At 66.4% G+C, this 17,179-nt stretch carries 20 protein-coding genes; all 20 read left to right on the plus strand.

The genetic code is table 11. From position 1 onward, the window contains the following. Positions 1 to 193: 193 nt before the first annotated feature. The 20 genes from VF592_RS03590 to VF592_RS03685 all read left to right on the plus strand — a co-directional run bounded on the left by VF592_RS03590 (position 194) and on the right by VF592_RS03685 (position 17,173). Positions 194 to 571 (plus strand): hypothetical protein, encoded by a 378-nt coding sequence (locus tag VF592_RS03590; protein WP_331004231.1) that lies wholly within the window; start codon positions 194 to 196, stop codon positions 569 to 571. 52 nt (positions 572 to 623) lie between these two features. Next, positions 624 to 2,645 carry a phage terminase large subunit family protein gene (locus VF592_RS03595; protein WP_331004232.1) on the plus strand — a complete coding sequence of 674 codons (2,022 nt, stop codon included), beginning with the start codon at positions 624 to 626 and terminating at the stop codon, positions 2,643 to 2,645. Then, positions 2,645 to 2,860, plus strand: a complete 216-nt coding sequence (locus VF592_RS03600; protein WP_331004233.1) for a phage head-tail joining protein — start codon at positions 2,645 to 2,647, stop codon at positions 2,858 to 2,860. Before VF592_RS03595 ends, VF592_RS03600 begins: the two co-directional genes overlap by 1 nt. Further along, a complete protein-coding gene (locus VF592_RS03605) occupies positions 2,857 to 4,359 on the plus strand; it encodes a phage portal protein (protein WP_331004234.1) in 1,503 nt (500 codons plus the stop codon). Before VF592_RS03600 ends, VF592_RS03605 begins: the two co-directional genes overlap by 4 nt. A 14-nt stretch (positions 4,360 to 4,373) precedes the next feature. Then, a complete protein-coding gene (locus VF592_RS03610) occupies positions 4,374 to 6,575 on the plus strand; it encodes a prohead protease/major capsid protein fusion protein (RefSeq protein ID WP_331004235.1) in 2,202 nt (733 codons plus the stop codon). 81 nt (positions 6,576 to 6,656) lie between these two features. Next, complete coding sequence (locus VF592_RS03615) at positions 6,657 to 6,926, plus strand: hypothetical protein (RefSeq protein WP_331004236.1); 270 nt, start codon at positions 6,657 to 6,659, stop codon at positions 6,924 to 6,926. A gap of 12 nt (positions 6,927 to 6,938) precedes the next feature. Next, complete coding sequence (locus tag VF592_RS03620; RefSeq protein WP_331004237.1) at positions 6,939 to 7,268, plus strand: DUF2190 family protein; 330 nt, start codon at positions 6,939 to 6,941, stop codon at positions 7,266 to 7,268. 89 nt (positions 7,269 to 7,357) lie between these two features. Then, positions 7,358 to 7,984, plus strand: coding sequence for a head-tail joining protein (locus tag VF592_RS03625; RefSeq protein WP_331004238.1), 627 nt, complete (start codon positions 7,358 to 7,360; stop codon positions 7,982 to 7,984). Beyond that, positions 7,984 to 8,418, plus strand: coding sequence for a hypothetical protein (locus VF592_RS03630; protein WP_331004239.1), 435 nt, complete (start codon positions 7,984 to 7,986; stop codon positions 8,416 to 8,418). Before VF592_RS03625 ends, VF592_RS03630 begins: the two co-directional genes overlap by 1 nt. 4 nt (positions 8,419 to 8,422) lie before the next feature. Continuing rightward, complete coding sequence (gene gp17 / locus VF592_RS03635; protein ID WP_331004240.1) at positions 8,423 to 8,821, plus strand: tail completion protein gp17; 399 nt, start codon at positions 8,423 to 8,425, stop codon at positions 8,819 to 8,821. Between the two features lie 11 nt (positions 8,822 to 8,832). Further along, complete coding sequence (locus VF592_RS03640; RefSeq protein ID WP_331004241.1) at positions 8,833 to 9,267, plus strand: phage tail tube protein; 435 nt, start codon at positions 8,833 to 8,835, stop codon at positions 9,265 to 9,267. Between the two features lies 1 nt (position 9,268). After that, the gene (locus VF592_RS03645) at positions 9,269 to 9,631 is read left to right on the plus strand and encodes a hypothetical protein (RefSeq protein ID WP_331004242.1); all 363 of its coding nucleotides are present in this window, start codon (positions 9,269 to 9,271) and stop codon (positions 9,629 to 9,631) included. A 59-nt stretch (positions 9,632 to 9,690) separates the two neighbouring features. Next, positions 9,691 to 9,921: a hypothetical protein gene (locus VF592_RS03650; RefSeq protein WP_331004243.1), complete on the plus strand. Its 231-nt coding sequence runs from the start codon at positions 9,691 to 9,693 to the stop codon at positions 9,919 to 9,921. Positions 9,922 to 9,961: 40 nt separating this feature from the next. Next, a complete protein-coding gene (locus VF592_RS03655) occupies positions 9,962 to 10,525 on the plus strand; it encodes a hypothetical protein (protein WP_331004244.1) in 564 nt (187 codons plus the stop codon). Between the two features lie 295 nt (positions 10,526 to 10,820). Then, positions 10,821 to 11,198 carry a hypothetical protein gene (locus VF592_RS03660; RefSeq protein ID WP_331004245.1) on the plus strand — a complete coding sequence of 126 codons (378 nt, stop codon included), beginning with the start codon at positions 10,821 to 10,823 and terminating at the stop codon, positions 11,196 to 11,198. Between the two features lie 53 nt (positions 11,199 to 11,251). After that, on the plus strand, positions 11,252 to 11,872 hold the full coding sequence (locus tag VF592_RS03665) for a hypothetical protein (RefSeq protein WP_331004246.1): 621 nt from the start codon (positions 11,252 to 11,254) through the stop codon (positions 11,870 to 11,872). Positions 11,873 to 12,120: 248 nt separating this feature from the next. After that, positions 12,121 to 15,603, plus strand: a complete 3,483-nt coding sequence (locus tag VF592_RS03670) for a phage tail tape measure protein (RefSeq protein ID WP_331004247.1) — start codon at positions 12,121 to 12,123, stop codon at positions 15,601 to 15,603. After that, positions 15,596 to 16,276 (plus strand): hypothetical protein, encoded by a 681-nt coding sequence (locus VF592_RS03675; RefSeq protein ID WP_331004248.1) that lies wholly within the window; start codon positions 15,596 to 15,598, stop codon positions 16,274 to 16,276. The genes VF592_RS03670 and VF592_RS03675 overlap by 8 nt, the downstream gene beginning before the upstream one ends. Further along, positions 16,266 to 16,841: a hypothetical protein gene (locus VF592_RS03680; protein WP_331004249.1), complete on the plus strand. Its 576-nt coding sequence runs from the start codon at positions 16,266 to 16,268 to the stop codon at positions 16,839 to 16,841. The genes VF592_RS03675 and VF592_RS03680 overlap by 11 nt, the downstream gene beginning before the upstream one ends. After that, positions 16,838 to 17,173, plus strand: coding sequence for a DUF6950 family protein (locus tag VF592_RS03685; RefSeq protein WP_331004250.1), 336 nt, complete (start codon positions 16,838 to 16,840; stop codon positions 17,171 to 17,173). The genes VF592_RS03680 and VF592_RS03685 overlap by 4 nt, the downstream gene beginning before the upstream one ends. Positions 17,174 to 17,179: the final 6 nt, after the last annotated feature.

Genomic DNA, 17,179 nt, shown 5'->3' on the forward strand with positions numbered 1-17,179 from the left:
ACGGCGTGCCATAAAGGCCGGGAAACTGCCGATTTCGGCGGAAAAGAAGCTCGACGCCGCGTTGGCCGGCACAGGGTGGCGAAAGCAGAACCGCGCGGCCGGCGCCCGTGCGGACAGTCCGAAAAAGTCCGCACCAAATGTCCGCAGTGCGGACTCGGCACCGCGCCGCCGGGCGCCGCCGTCGGCGGAAGAGGTGGAGGAGGCCGAAGACGGCCTGTTCGCCGAAGAAGCGGAGGACTTTCTCAACAAGGTGTTGAACGGCGAGTATGCCGACACCGGCACCGCCGAGCGGATCAAGGAAAACGCGCTTGCGGCGAAGCATCTGCTGGCGGCGCGGAAGACGGCGGGCAACCTGGTCGAGATCGAGCACGCCGAGACGGTGTTGTTCGAAACGCAGCGCGGCCAGCGTGACGCCTGGATGAATTTCCCGACGCGGATCGGACCATTGCTCGCGGCGGAGCTGGGACTGGAGGCGGACAAGGTCGTGGAGGCCCTGACGGTCCATGTCCACCAGCAGCTCGACGATCTCGGCGACCCCGAAGCAAACTTCACCGCCGATCAGGAAGGCTGACCGGCTCCGGGCATCGGCCCGGCGCGGATGGAAGCCCCCGCCGCGCATCAGCGTGGCGCAGTGGGCGGATGACGAACGAAAGCTCGCAAAGGAGGCGGGCTCGACATCGGGCAAATGGCGAACCAGCACCGTCGAGGTGGCGCGCGGGCCGATGCTCTCGGTCACCGAGCCGGGCGTCCACATCATCACGGCGATGGTCTGTACGCAGCTGCTGAAGACCTCGCTGCTCGAAAACACGTTCGGCTATTTCGCGCATCTCGACCCCGGCCCGATCCTGATCGTGCAGCCGAAAGAGGACGCGGCCGAGCAGTTCTCGAAGGAGCGCATCACCCCGCTGATCCGGGCAACCCCGGCGCTGCGGAAGATCTTCGGATCGGGCATGTCCCGCAACGCCGACGAGACGCTGCTCTATAAGGCGTTCCCCGGCGGGTTCGCGGCGCTCGCGGGCGCGGGCAGCCCCGACAACCTCGCGCGCCGGCCGATCCGCATCGGCATGTGCGACGAGGTCGACAAATACCCGATCACGAAGGAGGGCAACCCGCTCGATCTCGTCGACGAGCGCATGGCGACCTTCGCGAACTGGCTTTCGGTCCGCGCCTGCTCGCCGACGATCTCGGGCGAAAGCCTGATCGAGGACAGTTACAATGCCGGCGACCAGCGGCAGGCGTCCGTCGCCTGCCCGCACTGCGGTCACCGCAATTTCCTCGAGTTCTTCCGCCACGTCCATTGGGAAACGGACGAAGAGACCGGCGAGCATCGGACCGCGCGCGCGCAGATCCACTGCGAGGCGTGCGGGGCGGGGTGGTCGGAAGGGCAGCGGCTCCGGGCCCTCCAGACCACTCGCTGGCATCAGACCAAGCCGTTCACCTGCTGCGGCAAGCGGCACGTCCCGCTCGAAGATTACGAGCGCGTCTGGCGGGACCCGCCCGGCGGCGACAATGCGCCGAGCGCGGTGGACCTGATCTGGAACTGGTGGGCGTCCGATCGCTGGGCGGTGTACCGGGCCACCTGTTCGGACTGCGGCCGGTGGGCGATCAACAACGAACACGCCTCGTTCACCGCGTCTAAACTGTTCAGCCCCTGGCCGAAAGACGCCCCGCCCAAGATCGCGGCGAAGTGGATCGCGGCGAAGAGCGACCCGGACAAGCGGGTCACCTTCGACAATACCCAGCTCGGCAAGCCGCACCAGCGCCAGTCGTCGAAGGACGTGGCGGCCGAAACGCTGGCCGCGCGCGCGGAGCGGTGGGCGGGGGAGGTGCCCGAGGGCGTCGGCACGATCACTGCGGGGCTCGACACGCAGGATGACCGGGTCGAGATCGAGTTCGTCGGTTGGGGACACGGCGAGGAAAGCTGGTCGCTCGACCATATCATCGTGCCGGGCGATCCGGCCGCCGACGAGTTCTGGACGCGGGTCGATCGCGAGCTGCAGCGGACCTTCAAGCGCGCGGACGGCCGCGAGTTCATCGTCCAGGCGGCCTGCATCGACTCGGGCGGCCATCACACGCAGCAGGTGTACAAATTCGCCAAGGCCCGGCTCGGGCGGCATGTGTGGGCGGTGAAGGGGCAAAGCTCGCGCAACGGCGAGCGCACGCCGGTCTGGCCGATCGTGAAGCCGAGCGCCGCCAACCGGCAGAAGTTCAAGCCGGTGATCGTCGGCACGAACAGCGCCAAGGACTCGATCAGGAACCGCCTCGGCATCGAGGAGCCCAGCCCCGGCTATATGCATTTCGACGGGCGCCGGGATCTCGGCTGGTACACGCAGCTGACCGCGGAGCGGCTGATCACCAAGGTCGTGGCGGGCCGCCGCTTTACCGTCTGGGACCTGCCCAAGGGCAAGGCGAACGAAGCGCTCGACTGCCGCGTCTACGCCTATGCCGCGCTCGCCGGGCTGATGCATCTGGGCATGAAGCTGAACGCGGTGGTGGAGGCGGTGTCCCCGGCGCCAGAGGCGGCGCAGGCTGCCGCGCCCAAGACGCCGAGCGGGATCGAGCCAGCGCCGAAGAAGACCGCGCGGCCGAAGGCCATGAACTTCGCCGCCCGAAAAGGTGGCGGCTGGGTGAACAGGAGGCGGTGATGGCCTATACCGAAGCCGACCTGACCAAGGTGCGGGCCGCGATCTCGTCGGGCATCCGCCGCGTGACGTTCGCGGATGGCCGCTCGACCGAATATCAGAACCTCGACCAGCTGCTCGCGGCCGAAAAGGCGATCGAGGGCGCGCTCGCCGACGGAGCGGCTGTCGGGCAGCGTCGTCGCCGCATGACCGTTCTACGCGTGGCGCGTTGCCGGTGAACTGGATCGACCGCGCCGTCGGCTTCGTCGACCCGACTGCCGGCCTTCGCCGTCAGGCCGCCCGAAAGGCGCTGGAGCGGTCCGCGCCACCGCGGGCGGCGACGCGCGCGAACCGTCGATCTGATCGCGACTGGAACATCAACACCGGCAATCCAAACGATGCCCGGCCGGGCCGCTTCGTCAGTCGCCAGACCGTGCTGAAGCTGGTCGCGGAAAACCCGTTCGCGAAGAAGGCGATGAACGCGCTGCTCAACAGCGTCGTCGGCTGGGGCATCAAGGGGGTGCCGAGCGGGTCGAAGTCGCTGAAGGCGGCCTGGGCCGAATGGATCAAGGTCTGCGACTTCAACGGTCGGCTCGACCTCTACGGTCTCCAGGAACTGTGGGCGCGATGCATGTTCCGGGACGGCGACACGTTCATCGTCAAGCGCCTTGTCGCCGGCGCGAGCGGCATTCCGATCCGCCTGCAGTCGTTCGACAAAGCCATGCTCGCGGTGAGCAAGATCGGCGAGGGGATCAGCAGCGGCATCGAATATGACGGCGATGGCCGCGTTACCGCCTATCATTTCTACCGTACCCGGCCGGGTCAGCGTTGGTGGACCGGCGAGACGGTCCGCTTTCCCGCCGACGAGGTGATCCACCTCTATCATGCCGAGTTTTTCGGCCAGACCGAGGGCGTCTCGATCTTCGAGAGCGTCGTGAAGCGCCTAGGCGATGTGGACGAAGGGATCGAGGCGGAGGTCGTGAAGGCCAACATCTCGGCGTGCCTGGTCGGCTTTCGCTACCGCAAGCCGAACGCGAACCCGGACGAGGACGAGTCGATCGGCATGCCGGTCGACCACGGCTCGGACCGCCCGCCCGTCGAGGAACTGGTGCCCGGCGTCGTGGAGACGCTGGACCCCGGTGAGGAGATCGTCTTCTCCAACCCGCCCCGGAGCAGCGGCATCGCTGACCTTGCGCGTATCGCGCTCCTCGCGTCGGCGGCCGGCATCGGCACGACCTATGAGCAGATGACCGGCGACCTCTCGAATGTGAACTTCTCCAGCTACAAGGCTGGTCGGCTTGAGTTCAATCGCACCGTCGGCCGCGTCCAGTACCTGACGTTCATCCCGATCGCGCTCGATCCGATCTGGGGCTGGTTCTACGGCTTCGGTTCGTCGACCGGTCAGTTTCCGAAGAAGAACGTGCCGATCACCTGGACCCCGCCCCCGATCGAGTCGATCGACCGCATGGGCGATGCGGAGGCCGACGTGCTGGAGATGGAAGCCGGGCTCGAAAGCCGCGGCAACCTCATCGCCGGTCGCGGCTATGACGAAGACGAGCTGATCGAGCAGATCGCGGCAAGCCGCGCGAAGTCACAGGCCAAGAGCCTCACCTTCAAGGGTGATATCGTCGAGGGCTCGACCGACACCGGCGCTGCCGTTCCGAACGACCGCGCCGCCGAGATCATGCTCGGCCGCGCGATGATGCGGATGATCCGGCGCGCGCGCGCCGACGCCTAACCCAGGAGCAGCTGATGACCGAACCCAACCCGGCGCGGCAGCGCGCCGCCGATCGACCGCGCGCGGATGGCGAGATCGTCACCGCGCCTCTCCCGCCGATGCCGTCGAAACGCAAAGCCGCCCTCCTCGCGGGCGTGCTGCTCGGCTCCGCCGTCGCCGGCATCCTGACCCGCGAAGCGCCCGCCCCGCAGGGCGATCCCGCCGAGCGGCGCCAGCCCCAGACCGGCGGGCGCGGCACGCGCGCGCTGTCCGTGACCCCAGACAGCTACAATGCCGAGGCGCGCACCGTCGAGGCGATCCTGTCTGCCGGGTCGCCGGTGCGGCGCTACTATTTCACCGAAGAGCTGGAGATCAGCGCCGAGGCGATCGACCTCGGCCGTGTCGAGCGCGGCATCTGCCCGCTGCTCGACACGCACAACCAGTACGAGCTCGGCGCCGTGCTCGGCCGCATCTCCGGGGTGCGGATCGAAAACGAGCAGCTGATCGGCACGCTCCACTTCTCCGATACCGAGGCCGGTCGTGCCGTCGAGGCCCGCGTCGCGGCCGGCGAGTTGCGGGCCATCTCGATCGGTTACCGTGTCACAAAGTGGCAAATCACCGCCACCGACGAAAACGAACACGAGACCTGGCGCGCTGTCGCCTGGGAGCTGCTCGAAGCCAGTCTCGTCCCCGTTCCCGCTGATCCGAACGCCGTGGTTCGGTCGAACACAGGGACCCCCGCCCACGGAACTGAAGAGGAAGATGATATGAACCGGAACCTGCCGGGCGGCGGTGTCGCTCACCCGAATGCCAATCGTGGAGCGGCCCAGCCCGCCCAGCAGCCCGCGTCCCAGACGACCGTCGTCGTCGAGCCGGACGGGTCCAGCCGTACGGAGCCGAACAGCGACGCCGCGCCGGCCGCGCAGCGCTCCCCGACGATCGCGGCCAGCCGCATCCTCGAACTCTGCGCCCGGACGGAGGAACTCGGCGCGACCTTCGCGAACGACCTGATCCGCGACAGCGAGGCAGGCACCCTGACCGAGGCCGCCATGCACCAGCGCATCGGGGACCACCTCGTCGCGGCCCGGCAGCGTCCGAGCATCGACGCTCGCGCGGCCGGCCACAGTCAGGACGAAGACGCCTATCGCCAGGCGCTCTCCGACGCGGTGTCCCTTCGCGCGAACCCGACCGACGCGCTCGACGACGACCCCGCGCGCCCGGCCGCCCAGCGCCTCCTCGCCGCGCGCGACTTCCGGGGGATGACCCTGATGGAGCTGGCGCGGTTCCACCTGGGCCGAACCGGCGTCGACACGCGCGGCATGGGCAGGCTCGACATCGCGGGTGCCGCGCTCGGTATGCGCTTCGGCGCGATGACGACCAGCGACTTCGCGAACGCGCTGTCCTACGCCACCAACCGGCGCGTCCGCGCGGCGTTCGCCGCGGCTCCGCAGACGTTTCGTCCGTTCGTGTCGACCGGCACCTTGCCCGACTTCAAGCCGACCCAGATCGTCGGCCTGGGCGATGCCCCGGCGCTGCTGCTCGTCCCCGAGATGGGCGAGTTCAAGCGGGGCGCGGTCACCGACACCGGCCTGACCTATCGCCTGCAGACCTATGGCCGCGTGATCGCGATCAGCCGCCAGGCGATCGTGAACGATGACAAGGACCTGTTCGGGCGCATCCCGACGATGTTCGGCCGCAAGGCGGCGGACCTGGAGTCCGATCTCGTCTACGGCACGCTGCTCGGCAACCCGACGATGGGCGATAACCAGCCGCTGTTCAGCGTCGCCGCGGGCAATCTGGCCTTGGTCGGCACCGCGATCACCGTCGCCTCGGTTTCGGCCGGCGAGACGGCCATGCTCCAGCAGAAGAACGACGAGGGCGGGTTCCTCACCATCCGCCCCGAGTTCCTGATCGTCGGGCCGCTCCAGAAGGTCGCCGCGCAGGCGTTCCTGACCGCGGTCGCCGCGGGCAAGACGGCGGACGTGAACCCCTATCCGGGCAACCTCCAGCTCATCGTCGATCCGCGCATCACCGGTTACCAGTGGCTGCTGTCGGCATCGCCGGACGCGTTCGACACGATGGTGCTCGCGCACCTCGACGGCCAGGAGGAGCTGTTCACGGAAACCCGTGTCGGGTTCGACGTGGACGGGGTCGAGAACAAGGCCCGCCTCGACGTTGGCGCGGCCGTGGTCGACCGGCGCGGCTTCTACCGCAACCCCGGCGCCGCCCCTGCCTGAACGGCATAGCGGCGGCGCTCCGGTGCCGCCGTTCCCCTGACCCCAACGGACCGGCGCGGCGCGCTGGCCGGGAGACCCGACATGCAAACCATCAAGCTCAAAGGCCCGGCCGTGATCAACGGCGCGGTGCGATATCCAGCCGAAGGCGCCATTCCCGTCAGCGACGGGGAGGCCAAGAAGCAGCGCGACGCCGAGAACGTAGACGACGGCGAGAGCGACGACCTCGACGGCAAGTCGGTCGCCGATCTGAAGAAGATCGCCGAACAGGACGGCATCGACCTCGGCGAGGCCACCAAGAAGACCGACATCATCGCCGCGATCCGCGCTCACCGCGCGACGCCGGCCGAATAAGGAGCAGACCCGATGAAGAACTTCATCCAGCCGGGCGTCAACCTGGATTGTATCGCCCCATACGCGCTTGCCATCGGCAACGGGTTTCTCGACGGCGACGAGTTCGCGGTCGCCTCCACCGACGCTGCGCCGGGCGCCCCGGTCGTTGGCGTCACGGCGGGCGTATTCGAACTGCCGAAGGCGGCAGTCGCGATCACGCGCAAGACCCGCGCCTTTTGGGACAACGCCGCGCGCCTCGTGACAAACGTGGCGGCGGGCAACAAGCTCATCGGCATCTTCCAGGCCGGCGCGGCCTCGGGCGCGGCCACCGTCGCGGTCAAACTGGTCGCCTCGCCGACATGACCCCGTAGACCGGGCTTCCCCCTTTGCCCGGTGAACCTCGCCGGGCGGCGTGATCACAGTCTCGCCGCCCGGTTTGCAGGAGCAGCTTCATGGACCCATTCGAGGCTGCGCTTGATGCCCTATTCCATGCGCCAGGTTCGTTGGCCGCGCTATACGTGTCGGTTTCGGGGCCAGCTTCACCGATCCGGGTAATCTGCCGACAGCGGGTCGCCGAGATCGGGACCGTTCGACCAATCCGTGAAGTGAGCGGGCGGCTCATTGATATACGTCGAAGCGAGATACCGAACCCGCAGATCGGCGACGCCGTTCTGTTCAGCGGGTCGACGTTCGTGGTTTCGGCACCGCCGGAAATCGACGCCGAGGGCCTGACCTGGACCTGTGAAGTTCCGAAGCTGGAGCGTGTCGTCTCAGTCCTTCGCGCCGCGCCCGCCCCAAACAGCTACGGCGATCATGATCTCTCCATGCAGGAGATCGCGACGGTTCAGGCCGCTCGTGTTGATCAGACCGGTCGCGAAAGCGACGGTCAGGCTGCCACAGGAAATCAGATCACCGCGTGGCGCGCGGCAGCGTTTTTTGCGCTCTGGGACGAGACCGTGGCATCGATCAGGCCGGCAGACCGCCTGGTTGATGGTGGGGATGTATTTGATATTCAGTCGATAGCCGAGATCGGGCTGCGCATTGGTGTCGAGATCACCGCCATTGCCAGAGCCGAGTGATGCGGACCGGCTTCAAGATCTCTGGCTTTGGCGAGATGGACCGGCGCCTGCTGGCAGTCGATCGCGCGATGGACGACAACCGGGAGGTAATGGCCGTCCTCTTGGCTGCGCTTGAGCCGGTCGCCGAAGGCGCGCGGCAGATCGTGCCGGTCCGGTCGGGCAAGCTGCGCCGCGAAATCGCTACCTCCGATCGCGCCTTGGACGCGCCCGCCGAGCGCGGCATCGCCGCCTATGTCGGCCCGAGTGTGGCTGCCGAATATGCGGACGAGGTCGAGATGGGGCGTCCGGCCCGCGTCGAGCCCTCCGGCCGGGAACATGACGCGACCCGACCCCATCCGTACATGCGGCCGAGCTGGGACGCGGAAGTGGCCAACATGCCCGCTTCAGTCGCCGACGGCCTGGGTCGATTGATCAAGCGTGCTGCGGAGGGCTGAACGCATGTCGATGACCGCCCGGCTGCGCGACATTCTGCGCGCAGCACCATCCATTCAGGCCTTGGTCGACGCGCACGTCCACCGAGACGAGCGGCCGCAAGGTGAACCGCTTCCGGCGGTTGTTCTGCTCCTCATCAGCGATCCGCGACCGCTTACCTTTTCCGGGCCGCACACTGTGCGCGCCGCGCGCGTTCAGATCGACTGTCTGGCGAGCAGCCGTGGCCTAGCAGAAGCTATCGGCGATGCGGTGATCGAAGCGGTCGACGGCCGCGCGCTCGCCGATGCGGACGGCTTCGAAAGCGCGCGCATCCTGAATGTCCGGCACGACAGCAGCCGCGACCAGCCCGCGACCACGTTCCGCACGGCCATCGACGTGATGGTCTGGCACCACCCCGCACCCTGAGGAGACTACCCATGGCAGGAAACAGCCAGGCGATGACCGGTCTCGGCATCGTCATCGAGATGAAGACGACGCCGACCGGCACCACCTATGCCGAAATCGGTGAGCCGTTCGAGATCACGCCGCCCCAGCAGATGGACGACGAGATCGAGGTCACGCATTTCCAGTCGCCCGACGGCACGAAGGAGTTCATCGGCGGCCTTACCGATCCGGGCGAATGCACCTTCACGGTCAACTATGTCCCCGGCGGCGCGACCGAGACGTTGCTTCTCGAAGCCAAGGGAACGCGCAAGCCGCGCGGCTTTCGCTTCACCTGGCCGAACGGTGTGACCTGGGAGTTCGACCTCCTGATCCGTGGCCTCCAGCCGAGCGCTCCGCTGAACGACCGACTCACCATGGAGGTGACCGGACGTGTCAGCGGTTCGATCGTCCGCGGCGCGGCCGACTGAGATGGCGAACGGCATCAAGGGTGAGGTCGGCTTCAAGGTGGCCGGGAGCGACTGGACGCTTGTCTATGACTTCAACGCGCTATGCACGATCGAGCAGGAGCTCGATGTGGATGTCGCTGATGTCGGGACCAAGCTGTCCAGCCCGAGCATGATACGCTCCGTGTTTCGCATCGGCCTCGAAGCGAAGCACGGAGGGATGTCGGATTTGGAAGCCGGTCGGCTAATCCATGATCTGGGGGCGCAGGCCTCGGCAGAGGTCATCGGCCGCGCGTTCCAGGCGGCATTCCCCGAGGCAGCTTCCGCCGACGCGAGCGCGGAGGGAAACGCGCCGACGAAGCGGGGTGGGACTGGTCGCGGGCGCTGACCATATGGGTCGAGCTCGGCCTCGACCCGGACGGGTTCTGGCGCTCGACACCGCGCCTGATGACGCTGATCGTCGAGGGCAAGTCGCGGCGGGCGCTGGCGGCGCATGACGATCGCGCCTGGCTGGCTTGGCACATAGCCTCGCTCCAGCGCGCCAGGCGGATGCCGCCGCTCAAGAGCCTGACCGCCAAGCCGAAAGCGAAGAAGAAGGGTCCTATGGGCGCAGACGCGATGCTGACGATGGCACGCATGTGGTCGGCAGTGGCTGGGAAGGGGGAGTCGACAGTTTGAAAGGGTAGTTGCTAAGCAGGCCGCTGAAAGGGAAGCGACTATGAATGGGTTAGCGACGCCAAGGAGGCGTAAAGTCAGCTTGCCGCTGGGCTTTGGAATAATCTTCCTGCCGGTCATTTTCGCTTGGTTTACCCTTCGCAAAGGCCACTCGACAAAGGCCAGAGTGCTTGGGCTGGGCTGGATGGTGCTGTTCTCAGTGTTTGCGGCCTCGCCGCGAAAGAGTTCGATGCCTGACACGGCGAAACAAATCGAGCCTGTCGATAATAAGCAGGCTAAGCCCGCCATACGGTCAGCAGATGAGGACAGACAATCTCAATTTGATCGTTCATTCGTCTTAGAAGTTCGGGCCGAGAAGGCTGTGAAGGACCTACTTCGAGACCCGAACAGCGCGGAGTTCGGCAAGCATCTATACGACGTTTCGACTGGCACGGTCTGCGGAGAGGTGAACGCAAAAAACGGCTTCGGCGGGTATACTGGCCGAAAGCTGTTTATCTATCAGAATGGCGAAGTGCGCTACCCTGAGGATATGGAGCCGGAGGCGGGCGAGATTGCGATATCAGCCTGTGCTGGTGCGCGCGGTCGCGAACAATTGTCCCGAGATTGATCAAGTTACCTGCTGGGGGTTAGCCCCTTATCTACAAGGCGGCGGATTGCTTCGGCGCGGGAGGGAACGCCCGGCTGAGATGCTCTCCAAGCGTCGATCGCAGCGACCTCGCGAGAGGTCATCATAATGGGGATACGCTGGTCTCTAAGGTCGGTCATGAGCGCTGCTTATGCTAAAGGCACAACAGACACAAGTCGCTTGACAGACAAGCACAAGTAGCACAATAAGCACAACAGAGCGGCGGGCCGCTACGAACGCCCCGCCGCTCCTGACCACCACGCGAAAGGACCGCGCCATGGCTTCCACCGCCTCGACCCCCTCCCGCCGCGCGCTGCTAGGTGCGTTCATCGCCGCGCCGCTCGCGATCAGCATTCCCGCAGCGGCTCAGGGTCACGCATCCGCCCCGATCGGCGGCAATCGTCACGACGGATGGCGAGCCGAGTATCGGAGCCTCTTCCACCAGTGCGATCAGGCCGACGGCGACGATGCGACGCAGCGGGTGTACGCGCAGATGGCCGCGATGCAGCGGCGGATCACGAACACGCCAGCCCGGACGTTGGCGGAGGCGCAGTCGCAGATCCGCTTCCTGGTCGATCAGGACGAGTTGGGCATGGAGCTCGCGGGCGATGAGATCATGGCGCTGCTGCGCGATATCGCACGGTTCATGGTGTGACGGCGGCGTTAACCGGAATCACGGGAGGGGCACGGGGTGCTGAGGTTGGTCCGGTGAACGAAAAGCTTTATATCGTGCCGGAATTAACCCCGGCTGGGATGAGATTTGACCAGCCCCCTGCTGATGGCGGCTCAGAGATCAATCATCTTCTCGTCGAAATGTTCGGCTGGTTCTCTCTGAAATGCGCTCGGGCGATAAATGGCGCGTGTAAAGATCGGGATTATAATCGTGCGCTTGATCAGATAGAAAAAGCGCGGGATGAGGTTATGCGAAGTGGCCTGTGGTCCGAAGCCTACTCGGACTTATGGGTGACCGCATATGTCCACATTATCGACGGGAGATCACGATCTGCCCCCCGCGAGCTGGACTTGCAAAAGCATATAAGGGCGAATCTCTCTGCGTTCATTGACGGTATCAGTGTTCCTGTTCGATCAAAGGGCGGTAAGGGTCTTTGCGACATCCTAGTGAAGCTCGCGGACGGTTCTGAGTGTCCGGTTGAGGTTAAGCTCGGAAAGTTTGATAAAGCGGCGAAGAGCCAACTCAGGCGGTACATGGAGTTTTACGGCGCTAAACGCGGCTTCGCTATCGCCGCGACACTGGCAGTCGAACTAGACCCGGATATGGAGTTCGTACCCGCTGGTGACTGGCGCCAGTCGCTTGAGGGGCGTGCCTAGGATCGGCGCTCAAGCAAAGAAGCCGCTGACTACCCGGACCACCACGTAGGAGCGGATGCGGTACGGCAAGGCCTTCTAATGCAGGCGACGCCAGCGTCATCAGCAGCGACCATCGCAGCTACGCCGCCGCGATGGTCGAGGCGCTCAGCTACGGCCTGCCGGTCGTTTACTCCGGCTCCTAGCAGCCTCAAGAATACTGCTCGGAAGGGCGGTCCGGTTCGGGCCGCCCTTTGTCATGGGAGAGCAAGATGAGCGACGCAGTGATCGGCGCCCTTCGGGGCGTCCTGGTACTCGACACCAGCGACTGGTCCCCCGCGATCGGCCGCGCGCGCGGTGATCTGACGGGTCTGCGCGGCGCGCTGGAGCTGGTCGCGCGCACGATGGACGAGGTTGCCCGACGGGCGCGCGCCGTCGGAACGGGGCTCACCGTTGGCCTGAGCGCGCCGCTGGCCGCGCTCGCCGCGACTTCGGCGAAGACCGCGAGCGGTTTCGAGAAGTCGATGAAGAACGTCGAGGCCGCGCTGAAAGGCGTCACCGGCAAGGAGCTGAAAGAGCTGGCGTTGGCTGCTCGGGAGCTTGGCCCCAAGGTCGGCAAAGGGGCTACCGAAACGGCCGATGGAATAGAGGCGCTCGGCCTAGCGGGCGTGTCGACCGCAGACATCTTGGGTGGCGCGCTGAAGGCGTCGCTAGACTTGGCGGCGGCGGGCGCAGTTCAGCTTGCGCCAGCTACTTCGCTCGTTACCGACGTTATGGGGCAGTTCAAAAAGACAGCGGCCGACCTGCCAGTTATCGTCCAGAATGTGGTCGGAGCGCTGGACTCTTCGAAGTTCGGCTTCATTGACTTCCAGCAGGCCGTCGCGCAGGGCGGCGGCATTGCGAAAGAGGCGGGCATCTCCTTCGCCGACTTTGCGACTGCGATTTCAGCGACGAGCACCCAGTTCAGCAGCGGCAGCGACGCGGGAACCAGCTTCAAGACGTATATTCAGAGTTTAGTGCCGGTGTCCAAGGACGCTGAGTTCGCGATGAACCAGCTCGGGTTAGAGTTCTTCGATGTTCGAACGAAGCGGATGAAGCCTTTGGTCGAGCAGGCGGACATGCTGCGCAAGGCGCTCGGCAACCTGAACGACAAGTCGAAGTCAGACGCCCTGAAAACGATTTTCGGCGCCGACGCGGCGCGCACCGCAATCGGCCTGATGAACCAGGGTCGCGAAGGCATCGAGAAGCTCCAGCGCGAGATCGCGGGCGGTGATGTCGGGGCCAAAATCGCGAAGCGCCTGGAGGGCGAGGCTGCCGCGACGACGCGGATCGCCAACGCCTGGGAGAGTGTCCGCATCGCGATCGGCGAGGCCGGGCTGCTCGAGCTGATGACCCGCGTTAAGGCCGCGTTCGCGGGCGTGCTGGAGAGCATAGCGGGCGCGAGCCCGGCCGTGCTGAAGGTGGGCGTGGTGTTCGGGGCCGTAGCAGCCGCGCTCGGGCCGCTCGCGCTCGTGCTCGGCTCCGTGGCCGGTCTGATCATCGGCCATGTGGTCCGGGGCTTCGGCACTCTCGGCCGCATCGCCGCGCTCATCATCTCGCCGATTTCCGCGCTCGCCAGCGAGATCAGCGCGCTCGTGCTGCGGTTCGGCCTGTTCCGTGGCCTGGCCGCGATCGGGCGGCTGCTGCTGGGGCTGGGTGGGCCAATCACCTGGGCTATTGCCGCCGTGATCTCGCTGAAGGACGGGATCGCGGCCGGCCTGCAGGCGGTGTCGACGATCGCGGAGCAGACGCTCGGCGGGCGCCTCGGGGACCTGCTGAACCAGCTCGGCGCGCTGTTTACCTCCGTAGTTAATGGACCGATAGGCGGCGCGCTTTCAAAGCTCGGCGCGCTGATCGGCGTCGTGCTCGACGTGCTCAACACGTTCGCAGCGGTCGTGATCGAGGCGGTCGGGCAGGAGCTGGTCACCGTGATGGCTGTCGCGATAGAGGCGGTATCGGGCGTGATCGCGGTCGTGCAGCAGGTCGTGACCGCGGTCGCCGCGCTGCTGACCGGCGATTTCGCGAGCGCCTGGAGCGCCGCCGCGGCAGCGGTAGACGCGGCCTGTCAGACGATCGTCAACATCGTGACGGCCATCTTCCCGGAGGCGACGATCGCAATCCAGGCGATGTACGAGGCCGCGAAGGCGTTCCTGGTCGATGGGTTTGCGAGCATCGGCGCGCTGTTCGTCGGCATCGTTCAGGGCGCGGTATCGGCGGTCGGTGAAGCATTCCCCGGCGTCGTTTCCGCGGCGAAGTCGGTCTACGAGGGCGTGAAGGGCTGGCTGGTCGACAAGTTCGGCGGGCTGATGACCTGGATCGGCAACGCCGCGAAGTGGATCGGCGACAAATATGCTGCGCTGAAGGAGCGACTGGGCCTGGGCGCGAGTGCGGCTGGTGACAGTTCCGAAGCGCCGGCCGCTCCCAAGCCAGTCGTTGCTCCGCCAACGCCGGCCGGAACGCGCAACGTCAGTTTCGAGCAGCCCAAGGCGGCGAAGAAGGTTCGCGAGAAGAAGGGCCGCAATACCGAATATGACGGGCAGAACCGCGAGCAGCTGCGCGAGCAGATCGCGCTCGAAGCCGCCCGACTGCGCGGCGACCACGCAGCCGTGCGCCTGATCCAGGACCGCCTGGACATGTCGCGCCAGATTGAGGCGTATCAGCGCACCGGCCTGACCCTCGACCAAGCGCGCGCGGCGGCTCAGCGGGATATGAAGGAGATCGCAGCCGCGCGGTTGGACGCACAAGGTCAGGAGATGGCCCGCCAAGAACTGGGGCACCAGCTTGATGTCGCGCGCATGAGGAACGAGCACGGACTCGTCGAGGCGCTTGAGCGTGAGCATGAAATAAAGGAGCGAATTGCTCGGTTCCGTGCTGATGGACTTTCCACTGCGGAAGCGGAGTTGCGCTCGGCGCGGCAGCAGCTGGAGATTGATGAGGCCCGTGCGCAGATTCGTCGCGAATGGTTCGAGCGAGACGCGCGCTCTCGCGCCATTCGCATGGCGGAGCTTCGGGGCGATAGCGAAGAAGGCATCCGGGCCCTCAAGCGTGAGGAGGATATCGCGCGGCGGATTGAGGACCTGCGGAACGCGGACAAAGCCATGAGCGCGGGCGCCGCGCGCAAGCAGGCGGAGACCGAATGGAGCGAGGAGGATAAGGCCCGCCAGACCGGCGTGTTCCGCGACACGTTCAAGGAGGGCGTGCGCGCCGCGCTCGACGGTGACCTGAAGGGCTGGTTCAAGAACTGGTGGCGCGACCGTGTCGCCAAGGGAATGGAGGAGGCGCTGAACAGCCTTGCCGACCTGATCGCTGGCCTGTTCTCCGACCTTCGGAGCGGGTCTAGCAGCGGGGCGCTGGATACGATCGGCAAAGCCATCGGGTCGGTGCTCGGGGGCGAGTCGTCTCGCCCTTCGTCGGCGGAACAATCCGCAGCGGCGTTCAGCTTGCCCGGTTTTGCGACGGGCGGTTCGTTCAAGGTCGGCGGAATGTCGGGAGTTGATCGTAACGTGGTCGCATTCCGTGCCACAAAGGGTGAGATGGTCGACATCCGGCGGCCAGGCAACGACAACGGAGCTGGCGGCAGCACCACCGTCCATCAGACAATCCAGTTCAGCGGCGCCGTGGACCTCGCGACCCGCTCCGAGGTGTACCGCGTGGCGGACGCAGCCCGGCAATCGGCCGTGCGGGCTATCAGGGAGGCGGACCGCCGCCGTGGCTGACATCGCATGGCCCGACGATCTCGTTCCCTACCGGGTCGCCTTCCACCTCCAGCCCCATGTCGGGGGGCAGGAAAGCCCGGTCACGCGCACCCGGAAGACCTACGGCCTGTCGGCGCCGCGCTGGCTCGCGCGGCTGACGTTCCGAGGCGGGTATGGCGGGGAGGTCAGGCGCGGGGAGCAGGGGGGATATGGCGCCCGGCTCGACTCCTTGATCGCCGATCTCCACGGCGGGTTGAACATCGCCGTCTTTCACGACTGGCGCCGCCCCAAGCCGGTCGGGCCGGTCGACCGCGCCACGGCGCTCCGCAGCGCCGGGGCGCCGAAGGGCGCGACCAGCATGATCGTCACGGGGTTCGCGCCCGGCGGGCGGGCGCTGGGCATCGGCGACTATATCGGCGGCGACGGGCGCCCGCACCTCGTCAGCATGGCGGCCACGCTCGCGGCCGGCGGCGCCTTTGCGGGCGCGGGCACGATCCTGGCCGATGCCACCGGCGCGGCGCTCGTCGGGTTCAATCCCCCACTCTCGGCCGACATCCCGGCAAACACGGTGCTGACCTGGCCGGTGACGGGTCGGTTCGAGCTGATGAACGAGGACGCGGGGCAGAACGAAACGGAAGTCGGATCGCTGTCCGAATATGCGCTGGATTTCGTGGAGAAGCTCGGTGCCGCGTAACCTTGACCCCGCGCTCCAGAGCGAGATCGAGAAGCCGGAGCTTCGCCCGTTCCTCGGGCTGCACATCGATCTGCCCGATCCGGTGTTCGCGGTCACCGGCAATACCTCGCTCACCTATGACGGGAACGAGTGGACGGCCATCGGCGGCATCGGCTCGATCGACACGATCGGGGAAGGCACGGACGGTTCATCGGTCGGGGTGACCGCGACCTTGTTTCAGATCCCTTCCGAGTTTCGCGACGACATCGCCGACCAGGCGGTGCGGGGGTGCCTGTACGAGCTGTACGTCGGCGCGCTCGATCCCTCCTATCAGGAGGTGGTCGGGTTCAAGAACATCTGGAAAGGCCGGCTCGACACGTACGAGATACTCGACGCCGGTGACACGATCACGGTCAGCGCGGGAGGCGAAAGCCGGATGCGCGACCAGCGCCGCCCGGCGATCAAGCGCTTCACGGACTGGTGGCAGCAGCGCCGCCACCCCGGCGATCTCGCGTTCCAGTATGTCAGCCGCATGGTCGAAGCGAACATCCTCTGGGCAAAGGCCAAGCAAGACGCGGTGCTGTGAACGACCCCGGATGGGATCACCATTGCGGCGATCTCTGGCGGCAGCATGTGCTGAGTTCGACGGGTCGCGACATTTGCGACGTGGTGGGCCGCTCGCCCCGATCGACGCGGGATTGGGTGGCGATGATGCGCAGGCTCGGCGTGCGTGACATGTCGGGTGTGATCGGCGCGGTTCACGGCGAACCCATCCCGTACCGCCTGGCTGGTCGCGGCGACATCGTGCGGCGGGGCTGGGCGATCGGCATCTGCCGGGGTGACCGCGCGGAGTTCTTCGGCGGCGTCATGGTGCGCATGAAATATGTCGATGCCGCTTGGCGGCTGAACGGCAGATAGGAGGCT

The organism is Sphingomonas sp., assembly GCF_036388435.1.
Classification (GTDB): Bacteria; Pseudomonadota; Alphaproteobacteria; order Sphingomonadales; family Sphingomonadaceae; genus Sphingomonas.